Raw genomic sequence first — 17741 nt, 5'->3', positions numbered from 1 at the left:
CGTTTCAACGAACGTTGAAAATAGGTTTTTGAGTGAAATTCCCTAGACGTCTTTCACTCAAGAGGCTATTTTCAGCGTTCGTTGAAAAGGTGGCTATCAATGAAAACTCTCGAAACAAGCTCAAAAGAGGCTCTTCAGGACCTCCTAAACAACGTACCAATCATCAGGATAAAAAGTTTCAAGACCACGCCGCCAGCCAAAGCCTGGACTCCCGACTTTATTGTGGAACTAGACGCCTCGGGGAAGCCGCATTCCCTGGCCTGCGAGATTAAAACCAGTGGACAGCCCAGATTTGTAATCGCAGCCACACTCCAGCTTCGTGACTACGTGAGTGAGTGGGACGCAGCGGTCACGCCGATTGTGATAGCCCCCTACCTTTCGCCTGCTGCCAGACAAGCATGCCGGGAAAAAGGGGTCGGCTATCTGGATCTGGAGGGCAACGCCTGGCTTTCGTTCGATGGGGTATTCATCGACCATCAAGTCGCAGAAAAGCCGCCCTCGGAGTACAGGGGACTGAAGTCCCTCTTCAAGCCAAAATCAGCGCAGATCCTTCGTACGATGCTGCGTGACCCCAATCATGCATGGCGAGTGATAGAACTCTCCGAGGCCGCTAACGTGAGCTTGGGTCAAGTCAGTAATGTGCGCAAAGCTCTGCTGGATCGAGAGTGGGGGCGAGCAACACCCGAAGGATTTTCCCTGTGCGACCCTCAATCACTTCTAGATGCATGGGTCCAAGCCTACGAGCCCCCATCCGGAGAGCGCAAAAAGTTCTACACCACCTTACACGGCAACGCCCTGGAAAATGCGGCACGGAGCGTCATCGGCGAACAGGGCAATGGGCGTACGGTTTTTTCTCTATTTTCCGCCGCGCAATGGCTCGCCCCCTATGCCCGTGTGAGCACGAATTATTTTTATGCGGACAGTGAAGGCCTGGAAAAATTAACTACAGCTATGCACTTGGTACCCGTTACAAAGGGTGAAAACGTGGTGATCACCGTTCCCCGGGACGAAGGGCTTCTTTTGGACGTCGTCGAGGCGGCGCCCGGAGCAATATGCACCAGCCCTGTTCAAACTTATTTGGATCTATCCATTGCCGGCGAGCGCGCAAAGGAAGCAGCCGAATATCTACGCCAGGAAAAACTGACATGGCCCCGATAGCGCCGCAGGAGCCTCAATCGGCCTTGGATTATGGAGACAGGACGACGACTGCCGTGAAAGCGGTACTCGTCGAAATGGGCCAGATCCTGGGTAGTTTCAAAGGAAAGTTCGCAGTGATCGGCGGCGCAGTGCCATGGCTGCTCCTTGCAAATGACGATATGCAGCATGTCGGTACACTCGATGTCGACTTGAGCCTTGATGCAGAAGCACTGGGTGATGGTGAATACGCGACTCTGGTCGAAGCCTTGATGGGCAATGGGTACGAGCAGAGAGGAGAGTTACGGCGCTTCCAACTCGTTCGCCAGGTTCCCGTGGATGACGGGGGAGCCCCGATAGATGTGATCGTGGATTTCTTGATGCCACGCGATGCCGCGATCATTCAAAATAAACCGCCCATCCTGAGCGACTTTGCAGTTCAACGTGCCGACGGCGCCGACCTGGCAATGCGGTTTTATCAGATGGTCGCAATTGAAGGACCTATGCCTACCGGCGGTACAAATCGAGTCGAGGTTGCCGTGTGCTCTATCCCGGCACTGCTCGCAATGAAAGGCTATGCCCTTAATGGACGACACAAGCAGAAAGACGCCTACGACATTTACTATTGCGTTCGCAATTTTCCGGGCGGCATAGCAGCGCTCGCGCAGGAGTGCCGCCCCGTACTTGGAACCGGAAGTGGCGAGCAAGGCTTTCTGTACATTTGCCAGAAATTTGATGTTGCCGACGGTTATGGCCCGACGTCCGTAAGGCGTTTCGTCGAAGATAGCCAGATCCTCGAGGATCGGACTCCAGATCAGTGGCAGCAGGATGCTTTCGGGCAAGTGGATGCCTTACTTCGCGCCCTTCATTTACGGGAGTGAAAACCAAGGCCCTGTTTCCAGGGCCTCCTTTATTTCAGACGCCGAACTGCGCCCGATAAGCCTCAACCGCCGGCAAATGCTGCTTGAGCTGCGGATCGTCGGCCAAAAATTCCAGCACCTGGTTCAGCGACACAATGCTGATCACCGGAATGCCGAAGTCGCGCTCCACTTCCTGGATCGCCGACAGCTCACCGTTGCCGCGCTCCTGGCGGTTCAGGGCGATCAGCACGCCGGCAGCCTTGGCCCCTTCCTGGGAAGCGATGATCTGCATCACCTCGCGAATGGCGGTACCGGCGGTGATGACGTCGTCGATGATCAGCACTTCGCCGGCCAGCGGCGCGCCGACCAGGCTACCGCCTTCACCGTGGGCCTTGGCTTCCTTGCGGTTGAAACACCAGGGCAGGTCGCGACCGTGATGTTCGGCCAAGGCGACGGCGGTGGTGGCGGCCAGCGGGATGCCTTTGTAGGCCGGGCCGAACAGCACGTCGAACGGGATGCCGCTCTCGACGATGGCCGCGGCATAGAATCGGCCCAGTTGCGCCAGGGCGGTTCCGCTGTTGAACAGGCCGGCGTTGAAGAAGTACGGGCTGGTGCGCCCGGACTTGAGGGTGAACTCACCGAAGCGCAAAACGCCGCGATCGATGGCAAAACGAATGAAATCGCGCTGATACGCCTGCATGAAAAAAAGCCTCAAATACCGCGGATTTAGCTAAATAGGTACACGCCGTGTATCATACACGCACGTGATTTTTGGGGCCATTTATGCGGATCATCAGTGTGAACGTCAATGGTATTCAGGCTGCAGTCGAGCGTGGTTTGCTCAGTTGGCTGCAAGCACAGAATGCCGACGTCATCTGCCTGCAGGACACCCGCGCCTCCGCCTTTGAACTGGACGATGCAGCCTTCCAACTGGATGGTTACTTCCTTTATGCCTGCGATGCCGAAGTCCCCGCCCAGGGTGGCGTGGCTTTGTACTCGCGGCTGCAACCGAAGGCTGTCATCAACGGTCTCGGTTTCGAGACGGCGGACCGCTACGGGCGCTACCTGCAAGCCGATTTCGACAAGGTCAGCATCGCGACCTTACTGCTCCCTTCGGGGCAGAACGGCGATGAAGATTTGAATCAGAAATTCAAGTTGATGGACGACTTCGCCCGTTACCTGGATAAACAGCGGCGCAAACGTCGCGAGTACATTTATTGTGGCTCGCTGTACGTGGCGCAACAGAAGCTCGATATCAAGAACTGGCGCGACAGCCAACAATCCCCTGGCTTCCTGGCGCCGGAACGGGCCTGGATGGACGAGATCATTGGCAACATGGGTTACGTCGATGCCCTGCGTGAAGTCAGCCGCGAAGGCGACCAATACAGCTGGTGGCCGGACAACGAGCAGGCCGAGATGCTCAACCTTGGCTGGCGTTTCGACTACCAATTGCTGACGCCCGGGTTGCGCCGCTTCGTGCGCAGCGCCCGCCTGCCGCGCCAGCCACGGTTCTCGCAGCATGCGCCACTGATCGTGGATTACGACTGGACGCTGACGATCTGAGACACCCACCCGCCGGGAGTGCCGCTGCCAGGCACACACGCAAAAAAGCCGACAAATACTGTCGGCTTTTTCGTGTCGGCGGCCCTGGTCGTCATGCCAGGCCCACCGAGATCCTGGAGGTATTGGACAATCTCAGGACCCGAGCAATGGCCTTAGTTCGTTGATCGCATACTCAGCGCATTGCTCATCGATTCTTCCGCTAGGTGCACCACCTACGCCGATAGCGCCGATGACATCGTTACCCACCTTGATAGGTACGCCGCCAGTCAACGCCAGGGTTCCGGGAATGTTGGAAAGGTTCGGGACATTCACCGAGCGCTCCATGAGCGTGCCCGTTGGGGTCTTGAAGGACACGGCGGTATAAGCCTTGCGCTCACTGCCGGCATAGGACGTAGGGCCCGCGCCATTGGAACGCAGGCTCGCCAGCACGACTCCCGAACGATCCACCACCGTGGCGGCGACCGACTGGTTGTTCAGCGCACAGACGGCGACGGCGGTTTGCGCCAGCTGCATGGCATGCACGTAGGAAAGGTTTTTTTGCGAGATAACCGCTTGCTTGCTCACGGTCTGGGCCGTCAGTGGTTTAAGGGCTGGGGCTGGAGCCGGCACCTGCGCATGAGCAGAGACAGCAGCGAGAGCAAACGCGGCAGCAAGAGCGAATGGGAGAAGTTTCATGGCAAATCCTGTTGTGGTTAGAACATCGCGAGGTGCATCCACTCACCCCGATGGAAAAACCATACTGGATCAAAAATAACCATCAGACTCGCTCACTTCTGGAACAGGATGTATCCACGCGCGGCCAACCGGCACCAAAAACCCATGCCATGTCGACACTGAACTCCGCCGCCTTGTATACAAACCGCCGGATTTCAGTGAGGTCTGGCGTCGTTATTTGCGAACATGGACAGTTACAAAGCAATCGGCAACAGCTCGCAAGGGAGCCATCGCCGAACACTTACCTGATCGTTATTTGACCAAACGCCAGGTAAACGGATACCGATACGGTTGCCCCTCATTAGCCTTGACCCCGCCAATGATGGTCAACACCAGAGCAGCAATCGCCACCAGCCCGAACAGGAAGAAGCCGATCACTACGATCATCAGCAGCAAGCTGATCGCCGCGGCGATCGCCACGGTGATCTGGAAGTTAAGCGCTTCCTTGCCCTGGGCATCGATGAACGGGTCGGATTCACGCTTGAGCTGCCAGATGACCAGCGGCCCGATCAGCGAACCGAACGGAATAAAAATCCCCAATAGCGCGGACAGGTGACAGAACATTGCCCATTGACGCGCCTCTTTTCCCGGCTGGGGCAGCAGGACTTGCTCATCACTCATGACACTCTCCCTGTCTGAAGCGCAAAACGATCAGTCGGCCAACGCGGCCTTTTGCAATTCGAAGATTTCGTTCATGCCTTTCTTCGCCAGCTCCAGCATAGCGTTCAAATCTTCCGGCTGGAACGGTGCGCCCTCAGCGGTGCCCTGGACTTCGATGAAGCCGCCAGCGCTGGTCATGACCACGTTCAGGTCAGTCTCGGCGGCGGAGTCTTCCAGGTAGTCCAGATCCAGCACCGGCTCGCCTTGGTACATGCCGACGGAAACCGCGGCGATCATCTGCTTGAGCGGGTCGCCGCCCTTGAGACCGCCACGCTTCTTGATCACTTTCAAGGCATCCACCAGCGCGACCATGGCGCCGGTAATGGACGCGGTGCGGGTGCCACCGTCAGCTTGGATCACGTCGCAATCGACGTAGAGTGTCACGTCGCCCAGCTTCGACATGTCCAGCGCGGCACGCAGCGAGCGGCCGATCAAACGTTGGATTTCCAAGGTACGGCCACCCTGCTTGCCACGACTGGCCTCGCGCTGGTTCCGTTCGCCAGTGGCGCGCGGCAGCATGCCGTATTCGGCGGTCAGCCAGCCCTGGCCCTGGCCTTTGAGGAAGCGAGGCACGCCGTTTTCGACGCTGACGGTACAGATGACTTTGGTATCACCGAATTCGACCAGTACAGATCCCTCGGCGTGTTTGGTGTAGTTGCGGGTAATGCGGATCGAGCGAAGCTGATCGGCAGCGCGACCACTTGGACGTTTCATAGAGGACACCTGTACAGAGGACGGAAAACTGCCGAGCATTATAGAGCCGCGAATCGCCATAGGGGCAGTTCTAAAAAGCTGACGCGACGAGTGAGTGCGCTCAAAGCCCCAGCCGACGGGCTGCAGCGCTTTGTTACCGGAGCTGTTTGGGCGCTTGCGTCGCACTGCGCTACAATCCTGCGCCTTTGCTGTCCTTCAGCATTTATCCACAGATCCCAGGCCGCACGACCACCGACCGGTCGTGGCCGGCCTGCATTGCGAGGAACCCCCATGGTGCACAGCATGACCGCCTTCGCTCGTGTCGAAAAGGCCGGCGCCCAAGGCACGCTGAGCTGGGAGCTGCGCTCGGTCAACAGCCGTTACCTGGAGCCGCACCTGCGCCTGCCCGAGTCCTTCCGCGATCTGGAAGGCGCCGTGCGCGAAGCGCTGCGCCAGGGCCTGTCCCGGGGCAAACTGGAGTGCACCCTGCGTTTCACCGAAGAAATCACCGGCAAAGCCCTGCAAGTAGACCGTGAGCGCGCCGCGCAATTGGTCGCCGCCGCCGAAACCGTCGCCAGCCTGATCAACAACCCCGCCGCCCTGAATCCGTTGGAAGTCCTGGCCTGGCCCGGCGTACTGGTGGGCGACGCGAGCGACCCGCAAGCACTGAATGCCGAAGCGCTGGCGCTGTTCAATCAAGGTTTGAAAGAACTCAAGGCCGGTCGCGAGCGTGAAGGCGCGGAGCTGGCCCGGCTGATCAATGAACGCCTGACCTCCATCGAGGGAGACGTCGTCACCCTGCGTGAACTGGTCCCGCAGATGCTCGCCACCCAGCGCCAGAAAGTCCTCGACCGCTTCGCCGACATGAAAGCCGAACTGGACCCGCAGCGCCTGGAACAGGAAATGGTCATGCTCGCGCAAAAGAGCGACGTGGCAGAAGAACTGGATCGCCTGAGCACCCATATCATCGAAGTCCGCCGGGTGCTCAAGTCCGGTGGCGCGGCCGGCCGCCGCCTCGACTTCCTGATGCAGGAACTCAACCGCGAAGCCAACACACTGGGCTCCAAAGCCTTCGACCCGCGCAGCACCCAGGCTGCGGTCAACCTCAAAGTGTTGATCGAGCAGATGCGCGAACAAGTGCAGAATATTGAGTAAGGCTAACCCGACATGACCCACAGCACCGGCACCCTCTACATCATTTCCGCGCCCTCGGGCGCTGGCAAGACCAGCCTGGTCAAGGCATTGATCGATGCCGAGCCGCAGATCCGCGTCTCGGTCTCCCACACCACTCGCGCCATGCGCCCGGGCGAAGTGAACGGGGTGAACTATCACTTCGTCGACCGTGAAGAGTTCGTGCGAATGGCCGAGCACGGCGACTTCCTCGAGCGCGCCGAGGTCTTTGGCAATCTCTACGGCACGTCGCAAAGTTACCTGCAGCAGACCCTCGACGAAGGCCACGACCTGATCCTCGAAATCGACTGGCAAGGCGCCGAGCAGGTGCGCAAGCTGATGCCCCAGGCCCGTTCGATCTTCATCCTCCCGCCGAGCCAGCAGGCGTTGCGCCAGCGCCTGACGAACCGGGGCCAGGACAGCGACGAGATCATCGAAGGCCGGATGCGCGAAGCGGTCAGCGAAATGAGCCACTACGTCGATTACGATTACCTGATCATCAACGACGATTTCGCCCACGCACTGGACGACCTCAAGGCTATTTTCCGCGCCAGCCAGCTCCAGCAGAAACGCCAGCAGCAACGTTTCGGTAAATTATTGGCCGAACTGCTGGGCTGAACCGCTCTTCCCAAAACCGCTGCGAGGGCTTTACATTGGTGCTCGCAGCGCGTCGAGAGGTTGGTCAAAAAATCAGCGCTTCCCTAAACGCTGGTGTTTTTTTAAACTGTCGAGTCCGCTCGCCCAACCGGGCAGCGCGCATATTGCATTCGCTCCGAGGAATACCATGGCCCGCGTAACCGTTGAAGACTGCCTAGAACACGTGGAAAACCGCTTTGAGCTGGTCATGCTCTCTACCAAGCGTGCCCGTCAACTGGCCACCGGTGGCAAAGAGCCGTTGGTCCAGTGGGAAAACGACAAGCCTACCGTGGTAGCGCTGCGTGAAATCGCCGAAGGCCTGATGAGCTACGAGTTCATCGCCAACGCTGAAATCGTTGAAGACGAACCGCTGTTCGCGGCGTTCGAGGACGAGTCCAACGAGGCGGTCTAAGCCTATGCCTGGTCGACGTAGCACGGCGCGGGGTCACAGCAGACGGCAGGAGTCATCATCATGCCGAGCATAGACGCCCTCGCCGATCGCTTATCGGCCTACCTCGGCACGGACCAGGTCAATCTGGTCCGCCGAGCCTATTTCTACGCCGAACAAGCCCATGACGGCCAGCGCCGCCGCAGCGGCGAAGCGTACGTCACGCACCCGCTTGCAGTGGCGAATATCCTTGCCGACATGCACATGGACCATCAAAGCCTGATGGCCGCCATGCTGCATGACGTGATCGAAGACACCGGTATTGCCAAGGAAGCGCTCCAAGCGCAATTCGGCGAAACCGTGGCCGAACTGGTTGATGGGGTCAGCAAACTGACCCAGATGAACTTCGAGACCAAGGCGGAGGCCCAGGCTGAAAACTTCCAGAAAATGGCCATGGCCATGGCGCGCGATATCCGCGTGATCCTGGTCAAGCTCGCCGACCGTCTGCACAACATGCGCACCCTGGAAGTGCTGTCCGGCGAAAAACGCCGGCGCATCGCCAAGGAAACCCTGGAGATCTACGCACCCATCGCCAACCGCCTGGGCATGCACGCGATCCGCGTCGAGTTCGAAGACCTCGGCTTCAAGGCCATGCACCCGATGCGTTCGGCGCGGATCAACCAGGCCGTCAAGCGCGCCCGGGGCAACCGCAAGGAAATCGTCAACAAGATCGAAGAGTCCCTGAGCCATTGCCTGGCAATCGACGGCATCGAGGGCGAAGTCAGCGGGCGGCAGAAACACCTCTACGGCATCTACAAGAAAATGCGCGGCAAGCGTCGGGCCTTCAACGAGATCATGGACGTCTATGCGTTCCGGATCATCGTCGACAAGGTCGACACCTGCTACCGCGTGCTGGGCGCTGTACATAATTTGTACAAGCCGTTGCCGGGACGCTTCAAGGACTACATCGCGATCCCCAAGGCCAACGGCTACCAATCGCTGCATACCACGCTGTTCGGCATGCACGGCGTGCCGATCGAAATCCAGATCCGCACCCGCGAAATGGAAGAGATGGCCAACAACGGCATCGCTGCCCACTGGCTCTACAAATCCAGCGGTGACGAACAGCCCAAGAGCACCCACGCCCGGGCCCGGCAGTGGGTCAAGGGCGTACTGGAAATGCAGCAGCGCGCCGGTAATTCCCTGGAATTCATCGAGAGCGTGAAGATCGACCTGTTCCCGGACGAGGTCTACGTCTTCACGCCCAAGGGCCGGATCATGGAGCTGCCCAAGGGCTCCACGGCCGTCGACTTTGCCTATGCGGTGCACACCGACGTCGGCAACAGCTGCATCGCCTGTCGCATCAACCGCCGCCTGGCACCGTTGTCCGAACCACTGCAAAGCGGCTCCACCGTCGAGATTGTCAGCGCTCCCGGCGCACGGCCCAACCCGGCGTGGCTCAACTTTGTGGTCACCGGCAAGGCCCGCACCCACATCCGTCATGCGCTGAAACTGCAACGTCGCTCCGAATCCATCAGCCTCGGCGAACGCCTGCTGAATAAAGTGCTGAACGGCTTCGACAGCTCGCTGGACAAGATCCCGGCCGAACGCGTGCAGATCATGCTCAACGAATACCGCCTCGAATTGATCGAGGACCTGCTCGAAGACATCGGCCTGGGCAATCGCATGGCCTACGTCGTCGCTCGCCGCCTGCTGGGCGAAGGCGAACAGCTGCCAAGTCCCGAAGGCCCGCTGGCGATTCGCGGCACCGAAGGCCTGGTGCTCAGCTATGCCAAGTGCTGCACGCCAATTCCGGGCGACCCGATTGTCGGTCATCTGTCCGCCGGCAAGGGGATGGTGGTGCACCTGGACAACTGCCGCAACATCAGCGAAATCCGCCACAACCCGGAAAAATGCATCCAGCTCTCCTGGGCCAAGGATGTCACCGGCGAATTCAATGTCGAGCTGCGGGTCGAGCTGGAGCACCAGCGCGGCCTGATCGCCCTGCTGGCCAGCAGCGTCAACGCCGCCGACGGCAACATCGAGAAGATCAGCATGGACGAACGCGATGGCCGCATCAGCGTTGTCCAACTGGTGGTCAGCGTGCACGACCGCGTGCACCTGGCCCGCGTGATCAAGAAACTGCGCGCCTTGACCGGCGTCATCCGCATCACCCGGATGCGCGCATAGCGCCTCAACTGCCGCCCTCATTACAAGGAGTCATCAATGACCAAGACCGTTATCTCCAGCGACAAGGCCCCGGCCGCCATCGGCACTTATTCCCAGGCGATCAAGGCCGGCAACACGGTCTATATGTCGGGCCAGATCCCACTGGACCCGAAAACCATGGAGCTGGTCGAGGGCTTCGAAGCCCAGACCGTGCAGGTATTCGAGAACCTGAAGGCCGTGGCCGAGGCTGCGGGCGGTTCGTTCAAGGACATCGTCAAGCTCAACATCTTCCTCACCGACCTGAGCCACTTCGCCAAGGTCAACGAGATCATGGGCAAGTATTTCGACCAGCCTTACCCTGCCCGCGCCGCCATTGGCGTGGCCGCCCTGCCAAAGGGCTCGCAGGTCGAGATGGACGCCATACTGGTCATCGAGTAATACAGGTCGGCGCAGCGTCCCCCGCTGCGCCGTTTTCGTTCTGAAAGGAATCCACCATGCGCAAAGCGCTTGCTCTCTCGCTGCTCGCCCTGCTTCTCGGCGGCTGCGCCAGCGACCCTGCCGACCGTGACATCAGCGGCACCTGGATCAACCAGGCGGCCATCGACGCTGCCGCCAAGGGTGGCCCGCTTCGCGAAGCGCTGCAGGGCTACGGCCCGAACCTGGAGTGGGATGTCAACACTCGGGCCGGCCAGGCGCGCTACACCAACGGCTTCGAAAACGTCGAAGGCAAGTTGCTCGGCGAACAGGACGGCGCCTGGAAGGTCGACTTCTACGGCAGCTCGGCCAGCGAACTCAAGCGCGACGGCGACCAGTTGAGCCAGGCTGCCACCGAGAACGAACCGCAGCAGGTGTTCGACCGTGCGCAAGTCCAGGTACCGGAAGGCGCACCGATCGGCGCCAGCTTCGAGCGCGCGTTATATGCCGCCTACCTGGGTGGCACTTGGAAAATCAACGAAGGTCCCGGCCAAGGCGCCACGGTGCAATTTCAACCCGACGGCCAGGTCAGCGGCCTGCCCGGCGCTGATCGCTACGCATTGTGCCTGGCTGGCGACTGCGCCTCCATGAGCGGCGGCAACGACAACATCTGGCTGCAACAGAACGGCCAGGGCAACACCTGGATCTTTGCCCGTGACGGCAAGAAACTGGAAATCTTCCAGACCGTGAATGCAGCACTGGCCGATGAGATGCCGTCGTTCACGCCGGGTGATCGCAAATGGGTGCTTGAAAAGCAGTAGCCCTGCCTGAAGGAGCCCTGGTGGGAGCGAGCAAGCTCGCTCCACAGCGGTTTTTGGCGACTGGAAAATCAGCAACGCCCTTCGAGAATCGCCGCATACCCTTCGCGAAAACTCGGATAACGCGGCGTCCAGCCCAAGGCCTTGGCCCTGGCGTTGCTGCAACGCTTGCTGCCGGCACGACGCACGCTGGCGTCTTCGGCCCACTCGGAGATGCCCATGTATTCGCGCAGCCAGCCCACCACCTCCGCCAACGGCGCGGGCGCATCGTCGACGCCGATGTAACAATCCTCCAGCGCCTTGCCCTGGCGATCGGCTTCCAGCAGGAACGCCAGCAGGCCGGCGGCATCGTCGGCGTGGATGCGATTGGCATATAGCGGCGGATCGGTCACTACGCGATAACCCTGGCGCACCTGGCTCAGCAACCACTCACGGCCCGGACCATAGATGCCGGTCAAGCGCACGCAACTGGCCGGGATACCGCTGTCCAAGGCCACCTGTTCGGCTTCGAGCATCAGCCGACCGGAATATCCGCCGGCCACCGTAGCCGAGGTTTCATCCATCCATTCGCCCTGCTGCTGCCCATAAACGCTGCTGCTGGACACAAAAAGCAGGCGCTTGGGCTGCTGGCCATGCTGTTTCAACCAGCCCAACACATGTTGTAACCCTTCGACGTAAGCCTTGCGATAGCCCGCTTCGTCATGGTCGGTGGCGGCGGCGCTGTACACCAGGTAATCCAACGGATCCGTGGGCCAATCGGCGGGGCATTGTTCGCTGAACAAATCCCCCGCCACCCCAATGACCCCGGCTGGCAGGTTAGAAACCGTCCGCCGCAAGCCATGGACCCGCCAATGCTCAGCCACTAATTGGCTGGCCAGGCGGCCGCCGATATCACCGCAGCCGGCGATCAAAACAGAAGGCGCGGACATCAAGATTTCCTCTGGCAAAGCCGCAGACTAGCCTCCGCAGGGGACGAGCGGCTAGCCATGTGAGAAAAAAAGTTACTGTATTACTTTTGTTAACAAGAATTACTTGCAATAATGCGTGCCACTTTTGTTCTCGGCCTCACGAGGCCTGGAAGAACATCAACCTTCTTTTTTTCTCAGGTCCGGCCAGCATGACACGCTCACTCTTCTCCGCTTCGCCAACCAACCGCCCTCGCGCCTGGAGCGCCACGGCGGCCTTGCTGCTTAGCCTGCTGTTGGCGCCCGGCGCTTTTGCCGATGCGCAAACGCCGGCCACCGCTCCCGCCACGGGGCCAGCCGCTACCCAGGCGCCGACCGACGCTGCCGCTCCCGTAGCGACGCCAGCAGCCAGCGACCCGACCCAGGCCGTGGAAGCCAGCGCCGCAGACGCCCCTCAAGTGCTCGAAGCCGATAACACCTTGGGCATGGCCCACGACCTGTCGCCTTGGGGCATGTACAAGAATGCCGACATCATCGTCAAAGCCGTAATGATCGGCCTGGCCATCGCCTCGATCATCACCTGGACCATCTGGATCGCCAAAGGCTTCGAGCTGCTGGGCGCCAAGCGTCGCCTGCGGGGTGAAATCGCTGCGCTGAAAAAAGCCACCACCCTCAAGGAAGCCAGCGCCACCGCTGCGAAGGAAGGCACCCTCGCCAACCTGCTGGTGCACGACGCGCTCGAAGAGATGCGCCTGTCGGCCAACAGCCGCGAGAAAGAAGGCATCAAGGAACGCGTGAGCTTCCGCCTCGAGCGCCTGGTCGCCGCCTGCGGTCGCAACATGAGCAGCGGCACCGGCGTGCTCGCCACCATCGGCTCCACCGCACCGTTTGTCGGCCTGTTCGGCACCGTCTGGGGGATCATGAACAGCTTCATCGGCATCGCCAAGACCCAGACCACCAACCTCGCCGTCGTAGCCCCCGGCATCGCCGAAGCCCTGCTGGCAACGGCGCTGGGCTTGGTCGCGGCAATCCCGGCCGTGGTCATCTACAACGTTTTCGCCCGTTCCATCGCTGGCTACAAGGCGCAAGTGTCCGACGCTTCGGCCGAAGTCCTGCTGCTGGTCAGCCGCGATCTGGATCACCTGCCGCCCGAGCGCGGCGCGCAACCGCACATGGTGAAAGTGGGGTAATCGGCCATGGGCCTGCATTTGAAAGAAGGCGCAGACGACGATCTGGCCGAGAACCACGAAATCAACGTCACGCCGTTCATCGACGTGATGCTGGTGCTGTTGATCATCTTCATGGTGGCCGCCCCGCTCGCCACCGTGGACATCAAGGTTGATCTCCCCGCGTCGACGGCCAAGCCGTCGCCACGCCCTGAGAAACCGGTGTTCTTGAGCGTCAAGGCCGACCAGCGCCTGTTCCTGGGCGAAGAGGAAATCAAGGTCGACAGCCTCGGCGCGACCCTGGACGCCAAGACCCAGGGCAAGAAAGACACGACGATTTTCTTCCAGGCCGACAAAGGCGTGGATTACGGCGACCTGATGAGTGTGATGGACGCCCTGCGCGGTGCCGGCTACTTGAAAGTCGGCCTGGTCGGACTCGAGACGGCGCCGAAGAAATGATCACGACGCGCCAAAAGCTGACGCGTTACAGCGGTAGCCTGGCCGTGGTGCTAGGCGTGCATGCGCTTGCCATCGCGCTGGCGCTGAACTGGACGACACGTGCGCCCATCGAATTGCCCCCCCAGGCAATGATGGTCGAACTGGCGCCAGTTCCTGCGCCACCACCGCCTGCGCCACCGAAAGTCGTCACACCGCCGCAACCTCCCGAGCCGGTCGAAGAATTGCCGCTGCCTAAACTGGCCGAAGCACCGAAGGCGGAAATCGCCGTGCCCAAACCGGTCAAGCCCAAGCCCAAGCCACAACCGCCCAAGCCCAAGCCAGTGGAGAAAAAGCCGGAGCCGCCGAAGGAAACGCCGTCGGAGCAAAAGCCCGCCGACACACAGCCAACCCAGGCACCGACCGAGAAGTCAGCGCAACCGGCTCCTGGTCCGTCCCCCGCACAGATGGCGGCCAAGGCCAGTTGGCAAGGCACGCTGCTCGCGCACCTGGGCAAGTACAAGAAGTACCCGGCCAGCGCCCAGGCACGTGGCAAGGAAGGCATGAACCGCCTGCGGTTCGTGGTGGATGCCGAAGGCAACGTGGTGTCGTTCGAACTGGTGGGCAAGTCAGGCAATGCCGATCTGGACCGGGCCACCCTGGAAATGATCCGTCGCGCCCAGCCGCTGCCCAAGCCACCGGCCGACCTGTTGAGCAACGGCACGGTGGAACTGACGGCACCGTTCCTCTATTCCATCGACAAGCGCCGGCGCTGAGTTCCAGACACGCCCCGCCACATGAAAACAAAGGCACCGAAAGGTGCCTTTTTCATATCCGGCAACGACCCAACTCACATTCGCCAGTGTCACACCGCGCCCGCAGTCTGATAACGTGCGTCTATCGATTGCAGCCGGTATGCTTGGCTCGCAACTTCACGGACGCTCGCCATGACCCTCACAGAATTACGCTACATCGTGACCCTCGCCCAAGAGCAACATTTCGGCCATGCGGCCGAGCGTTGCCATGTCAGCCAACCGACGCTTTCGGTGGGCGTGAAAAAGCTTGAAGACGAGCTCGGTGTGCTTATTTTCGAGCGCAGCAAAAGCGCGGTGCGCCTCACGCCGGTCGGCGAAGGCATCGTTGCCCAGGCGCAGAAAGTGCTGGAGCAGGCCCAGGGCATTCGCGAACTGGCCCAGGCCGGCAAGAACCAACTGACCGCCCCGTTGAAGGTCGGCGCGATCTACACCGTCGGGCCGTACCTGTTCCCGCACCTGATTCCGCAACTGCACCGGGTCGCCCCGCAGATGCCGTTGTACATCGAAGAAAACTTTACCCATGTGCTGCGCGACAAGCTGCGCAACGGCGAGCTGGACGCCATCATCATCGCCCTGCCGTTCAACGAAGCCGATGTCCTGACCCTGCCGCTCTACGACGAGCCGTTCTATGTCTTGATGCCAGCGCAACATCCGTGGACTCAGAAAAAAACCATCGACGCCGCCCTGCTCAACGACAAGAGCCTGCTGTTGCTGGGTGAAGGCCACTGCTTCCGCGACCAGGTGCTCGAAGCCTGCCCGACCCTGACCAAGGGCAGCGAAGGCGCCAAGCACACCACGGTGGAGTCCAGCTCCCTGGAAACCATTCGCCACATGGTCGCCTCGGGGCTGGGCATTTCGATCCTGCCGCTGTCCGCGGTAGACAGCCATCACTACGCTCCAGGCGTGATCGAAGTGCGTCCACTGACGGCGCCCGTGCCGTTCCGCACCGTTGCCATCGCCTGGCGCGCCAGCTTCCCGCGACCCAAGGCCATCGAGATCCTCGCCGATTCGATCCGCCTGTGTTCCGTGGCCAAGCCGCCCGCCGCCAAGTAAGCCGCTGCCATGACTGAGCTGTCGAAAGTGCCGGTCACGACGCTCAAGGGTGTTGGTGAGGCCATGGCCGAGAAATTGGCCAAGGTCGGCCTGGAAACCCTTCAGGACGTGCTGTTTCATCTGCCGCTGCGTTATCAGGATCGCACCCGCGTGGTGCCCATCGGTCATTTGCGGCCGGGGCAGGATGCGGTGGTGGAAGGCACCGTCAGCGGCGCCGACGTGGTCATGGGCCGACGGCGCAGCCTGGTGGTGCGCCTGCAGGACGGCACCGGCGGGCTCAGCCTGCGCTTCTATCATTTCAGCAACGCGCAAAAGGAAGGCCTCAAGCGTGGCACCCGCGTGCGCTGCTACGGTGAGGCGCGGCCCGGTGCCTCCGGGCTGGAGATCTATCACCCGGAATACCGCGCCATCAGCGGTGACGAACCACCGCCCGTGGCCGAAACCCTGACGCCGGTCTACCCGCTCACCGAAGGCCTGACCCAACAACGCCTGCGCCAGCTCTGCCAACAAACCCTGACCCTGCTCGGCCCCACCAGCCTGCCCGACTGGTTGCCCAAGGAACTGGCGAGGGACTACCAATTGGCGCCGCTGGCCGATGCGATTCGCTATCTGCATCACCCGCCCGCCGATGCCGACGTCGAAGAACTCGCCCTCGGGCATCACTGGGCCCAGCATCGCCTCGCCTTCGAAGAACTGCTGACCCATCAACTGTCCCAGCAACGCCTGCGCGAAAGCCTGCGCTCGCTGCGCGCCCCGGCCATGCCCAAGGCGACGAAACTGCCGGACCGCTATCTCGCCAACCTTGGTTTTGCCCCCACCGGCGCCCAGCAAAGGGTCGGCAACGAAATCGCCTACGACCTCAGCCAGCCCGAGCCGATGCTGCGGTTGATCCAGGGCGACGTTGGCGCCGGCAAGACCGTGGTCGCCGCTCTCGCCGCGCTGCAAGCGCTAGAGGCGGGCTATCAAGTAGCGTTGATGGCGCCCACCGAGATCCTGGCCGAACAACACTTCATCACCTTCCAGCGCTGGCTCGAACCGCTGGGCATCGAAGTCGCCTGGCTGGCCGGCAAACTCAAGGGCAAGAACCGCGTCGCCGCCCTGGCGCAGATCGCCGCAGGCGCGCCGATGGTGGTCGGCACCCACGCCTTGTTCCAGGATGAAGTGCAGTTCAAGAACCTGGCCCTGGTGATCATCGATGAACAGCACCGCTTCGGTGTCCAGCAGCGACTGGCCCTGCGGCAGAAAGGCGTGGGCGGGCGGATGTGCCCGCACCAACTGATCATGACCGCCACGCCAATTCCCCGGACATTGGCGATGAGCGCCTACGCCGACCTCGACACCTCGATCCTCGATGAATTGCCCCCAGGCCGCACGCCAGTCAACACCGTGCTGGTCACCGACACCCGCCGGGGCGAAGTGATCGAACGCGTGCGCGGCGCTTGCGCCGAAGGGCGGCAGGCCTATTGGGTGTGCACGTTGATCGAAGAGTCGGAAGAGCTGACCTGCCAGGCGGCCGAAACCACTTACGAAGACCTCACTGCCGCCCTCGGCGAGTTGAAGGTCGGGCTGATCCACGGTCGCATGAAACCCGCCGAAAAAGCCGCGGTCATGGCCGAATTCAAAGCCGGAGCCCTGCAATTGCTGGTCGCCACGACGGTGATCGAGGTTGGCGTCGATGTGCCCAATGCCAGCCTGATGATCATTGAGAACCCCGAGCGCCTGGGCCTGGCGCAGCTGCATCAGCTGCGTGGCCGGGTTGGCCGGGGCAGCGCCGCCAGCCATTGCGTTCTGTTGTACCACCCGCCGCTGTCACAGATCGGTCGCCAGCGGCTGGGGATCATGCGCGAAACCAATGACGGTTTTGTCATCGCGGAGAAAGACCTTGAATTGCGCGGCCCCGGTGAAATGCTCGGCACGCGCCAGACGGGTCTGCTTCAATTCAAAGTGGCCGACCTGATGCGCGACGCCGATCTGCTCCCGGCAGTACGCGACGCCGCCCAGGCATTGCTCGAACGCTGGCCCGACCACGTCAGCCCGTTGCTGGACCGCTGGCTGCGTCACGGACAGCAATACGGCCAAGTGTGAGCACGCGCTCAGTTTTCTGGACGCGCCCGCTGGACAAGCTGGTTATACTGACCAACTTGTAGG

Annotated in this window: 19 protein-coding genes; 14 read left to right on the top strand and 5 right to left on the bottom strand. The window is 61.1% G+C overall.

Annotated features, from left to right (window positions below; translation table 11 throughout):
* Positions 1-99 precede the first annotated feature (99 nt).
* Both J3P82_RS00825 and J3P82_RS00820 read left to right on the top strand, forming a co-directional pair.
* Positions 100-1158 carry a type IV toxin-antitoxin system AbiEi family antitoxin gene (locus tag J3P82_RS00825; RefSeq protein ID WP_434559957.1) on the top strand — a complete coding sequence of 353 codons (1059 nt, stop codon included), beginning with the start codon at positions 100-102 and terminating at the stop codon, positions 1156-1158.
* Positions 1146-2015 carry a hypothetical protein gene (locus J3P82_RS00820; RefSeq protein ID WP_434559955.1) on the top strand — a complete coding sequence of 290 codons (870 nt, stop codon included), beginning with the start codon at positions 1146-1148 and terminating at the stop codon, positions 2013-2015. Before J3P82_RS00825 ends, J3P82_RS00820 begins: the two co-directional genes overlap by 13 nt.
* Positions 2016-2049: 34 nt before the next feature.
* Here J3P82_RS00820 and pyrE read toward each other — a convergent pair whose 3' ends face one another.
* On the bottom strand, positions 2050-2694 hold the full coding sequence (gene pyrE, locus J3P82_RS00815; RefSeq protein ID WP_434559953.1) for an orotate phosphoribosyltransferase: 645 nt from the start codon (positions 2692-2694) through the stop codon (positions 2050-2052).
* Between the two features lie 83 nt (positions 2695-2777).
* Between pyrE and J3P82_RS00810 the strand changes: the two genes are divergently transcribed.
* Positions 2778-3557, top strand: a complete 780-nt coding sequence (locus J3P82_RS00810) for an exodeoxyribonuclease III (protein WP_013694557.1) — start codon at positions 2778-2780, stop codon at positions 3555-3557.
* 132 nt (positions 3558-3689) lie between these two features.
* Here J3P82_RS00810 and J3P82_RS00805 read toward each other — a convergent pair whose 3' ends face one another.
* From J3P82_RS00805 to rph, 3 genes are all read right to left on the bottom strand, one after another.
* Complete coding sequence (locus J3P82_RS00805; protein ID WP_434559951.1) at positions 3690-4232, bottom strand: GlcG/HbpS family heme-binding protein; 543 nt, start codon at positions 4230-4232, stop codon at positions 3690-3692.
* Positions 4233-4523: 291 nt separating this feature from the next.
* Positions 4524-4892, bottom strand: coding sequence for a DUF4870 domain-containing protein (locus J3P82_RS00800; RefSeq protein ID WP_434559949.1), 369 nt, complete (start codon positions 4890-4892; stop codon positions 4524-4526).
* Between the two features lie 30 nt (positions 4893-4922).
* Positions 4923-5645, bottom strand: a complete 723-nt coding sequence (rph, locus tag J3P82_RS00795) for a ribonuclease PH (protein ID WP_060740056.1) — start codon at positions 5643-5645, stop codon at positions 4923-4925.
* 270 nt (positions 5646-5915) lie between these two features.
* On the opposite strand from rph, the gene J3P82_RS00790 reads away from it, so the two are divergent.
* The 6 genes from J3P82_RS00790 (at position 5916) to J3P82_RS00765 (ending at position 11222) form a co-directional block, all read left to right on the top strand.
* Entirely contained in the window at positions 5916-6779 is an 864-nt protein-coding gene (locus J3P82_RS00790; protein ID WP_434559947.1) for a YicC/YloC family endoribonuclease, read from the top strand.
* Between the two features lie 12 nt (positions 6780-6791).
* Entirely contained in the window at positions 6792-7412 is a 621-nt protein-coding gene (gene gmk / locus J3P82_RS00785; RefSeq protein ID WP_047735756.1) for a guanylate kinase, read from the top strand.
* Positions 7413-7578: 166 nt separating this feature from the next.
* Entirely contained in the window at positions 7579-7842 is a 264-nt protein-coding gene (rpoZ, locus tag J3P82_RS00780) for a DNA-directed RNA polymerase subunit omega (protein WP_003177259.1), read from the top strand.
* 60 nt (positions 7843-7902) lie between these two features.
* Positions 7903-10008, top strand: coding sequence for a bifunctional GTP diphosphokinase/guanosine-3',5'-bis pyrophosphate 3'-pyrophosphohydrolase (gene spoT / locus J3P82_RS00775; protein WP_434559945.1), 2106 nt, complete (start codon positions 7903-7905; stop codon positions 10006-10008).
* A gap of 36 nt (positions 10009-10044) precedes the next feature.
* On the top strand, positions 10045-10425 hold the full coding sequence (locus tag J3P82_RS00770; RefSeq protein WP_085685905.1) for a RidA family protein: 381 nt from the start codon (positions 10045-10047) through the stop codon (positions 10423-10425).
* Positions 10426-10481: 56 nt separating this feature from the next.
* Positions 10482-11222 (top strand): hypothetical protein, encoded by a 741-nt coding sequence (locus J3P82_RS00765; RefSeq protein WP_434559943.1) that lies wholly within the window; start codon positions 10482-10484, stop codon positions 11220-11222.
* 68 nt (positions 11223-11290) lie between these two features.
* Here the strand turns inward: J3P82_RS00765 and J3P82_RS00760 are convergent, their stop codons facing one another.
* Positions 11291-12148: an SDR family oxidoreductase gene (locus J3P82_RS00760; protein WP_434559941.1), complete on the bottom strand. Its 858-nt coding sequence runs from the start codon at positions 12146-12148 to the stop codon at positions 11291-11293.
* 188 nt (positions 12149-12336) lie between these two features.
* On the opposite strand from J3P82_RS00760, the gene exbB reads away from it, so the two are divergent.
* The 5 genes from exbB (at position 12337) to recG (ending at position 17678) form a co-directional block, all read left to right on the top strand.
* A complete protein-coding gene (gene exbB / locus J3P82_RS00755) occupies positions 12337-13314 on the top strand; it encodes a tonB-system energizer ExbB (RefSeq protein ID WP_434559939.1) in 978 nt (325 codons plus the stop codon).
* Between the two features lie 6 nt (positions 13315-13320).
* A complete protein-coding gene (exbD, locus tag J3P82_RS00750) occupies positions 13321-13749 on the top strand; it encodes a TonB system transport protein ExbD (RefSeq protein ID WP_305497902.1) in 429 nt (142 codons plus the stop codon).
* Entirely contained in the window at positions 13746-14501 is a 756-nt protein-coding gene (locus J3P82_RS00745) for an energy transducer TonB family protein (RefSeq protein WP_305497900.1), read from the top strand. The genes exbD and J3P82_RS00745 overlap by 4 nt, the downstream gene beginning before the upstream one ends.
* Before the next feature lie 171 nt (positions 14502-14672).
* A complete protein-coding gene (locus J3P82_RS00740; RefSeq protein WP_186615182.1) occupies positions 14673-15593 on the top strand; it encodes a hydrogen peroxide-inducible genes activator in 921 nt (306 codons plus the stop codon).
* Between the two features lie 9 nt (positions 15594-15602).
* Positions 15603-17678, top strand: a complete 2076-nt coding sequence (gene recG, locus J3P82_RS00735; protein ID WP_434559937.1) for an ATP-dependent DNA helicase RecG — start codon at positions 15603-15605, stop codon at positions 17676-17678.
* Positions 17679-17741: the final 63 nt, after the last annotated feature.

Origin of the sequence: Pseudomonas sp. Z4-20, assembly GCF_051131955.1 — a bacterium.
GTDB lineage: Bacteria > Pseudomonadota > Gammaproteobacteria > Pseudomonadales > Pseudomonadaceae > Aquipseudomonas > Aquipseudomonas marvdashtae.
Note: the sequence above shows the minus strand (reverse complement) of the source record. Positions and strands in the feature narration are given on the sequence as shown.

Bases quoted from the DNA above. Each gene is read 5' to 3' on its own strand.
- J3P82_RS00825 (WP_434559957.1), top strand. From the start codon at position 100: ATGAAAACTCTCGAAACAAGCTCAAAAGAGGCTCTTCAGGACCTCCTA.
- J3P82_RS00820 (WP_434559955.1), top strand. From the start codon at position 1,146: ATGGCCCCGATAGCGCCGCAGGAGCCTCAATCGGCCTTGGATTATGGA.
- pyrE (WP_434559953.1), bottom strand. From the start codon at position 2,694: ATGCAGGCGTATCAGCGCGATTTCATTCGTTTTGCCATCGATCGCGGC.
- J3P82_RS00810 (WP_013694557.1), top strand. From the start codon at position 2,778: ATGCGGATCATCAGTGTGAACGTCAATGGTATTCAGGCTGCAGTCGAG.
- J3P82_RS00805 (WP_434559951.1), bottom strand. From the start codon at position 4,232: ATGAAACTTCTCCCATTCGCTCTTGCTGCCGCGTTTGCTCTCGCTGCT.
- J3P82_RS00800 (WP_434559949.1), bottom strand. From the start codon at position 4,892: ATGAGTGATGAGCAAGTCCTGCTGCCCCAGCCGGGAAAAGAGGCGCGT.
- rph (WP_060740056.1), bottom strand. From the start codon at position 5,645: ATGAAACGTCCAAGTGGTCGCGCTGCCGATCAGCTTCGCTCGATCCGC.
- J3P82_RS00790 (WP_434559947.1), top strand. From the start codon at position 5,916: ATGGTGCACAGCATGACCGCCTTCGCTCGTGTCGAAAAGGCCGGCGCC.
- gmk (WP_047735756.1), top strand. From the start codon at position 6,792: ATGACCCACAGCACCGGCACCCTCTACATCATTTCCGCGCCCTCGGGC.
- rpoZ (WP_003177259.1), top strand. From the start codon at position 7,579: ATGGCCCGCGTAACCGTTGAAGACTGCCTAGAACACGTGGAAAACCGC.
- spoT (WP_434559945.1), top strand. From the start codon at position 7,903: ATGCCGAGCATAGACGCCCTCGCCGATCGCTTATCGGCCTACCTCGGC.
- J3P82_RS00770 (WP_085685905.1), top strand. From the start codon at position 10,045: ATGACCAAGACCGTTATCTCCAGCGACAAGGCCCCGGCCGCCATCGGC.
- J3P82_RS00765 (WP_434559943.1), top strand. From the start codon at position 10,482: ATGCGCAAAGCGCTTGCTCTCTCGCTGCTCGCCCTGCTTCTCGGCGGC.
- J3P82_RS00760 (WP_434559941.1), bottom strand. From the start codon at position 12,148: ATGTCCGCGCCTTCTGTTTTGATCGCCGGCTGCGGTGATATCGGCGGC.
- exbB (WP_434559939.1), top strand. From the start codon at position 12,337: ATGACACGCTCACTCTTCTCCGCTTCGCCAACCAACCGCCCTCGCGCC.
- exbD (WP_305497902.1), top strand. From the start codon at position 13,321: ATGGGCCTGCATTTGAAAGAAGGCGCAGACGACGATCTGGCCGAGAAC.
- J3P82_RS00745 (WP_305497900.1), top strand. From the start codon at position 13,746: ATGATCACGACGCGCCAAAAGCTGACGCGTTACAGCGGTAGCCTGGCC.
- J3P82_RS00740 (WP_186615182.1), top strand. From the start codon at position 14,673: ATGACCCTCACAGAATTACGCTACATCGTGACCCTCGCCCAAGAGCAA.
- recG (WP_434559937.1), top strand. From the start codon at position 15,603: ATGACTGAGCTGTCGAAAGTGCCGGTCACGACGCTCAAGGGTGTTGGT.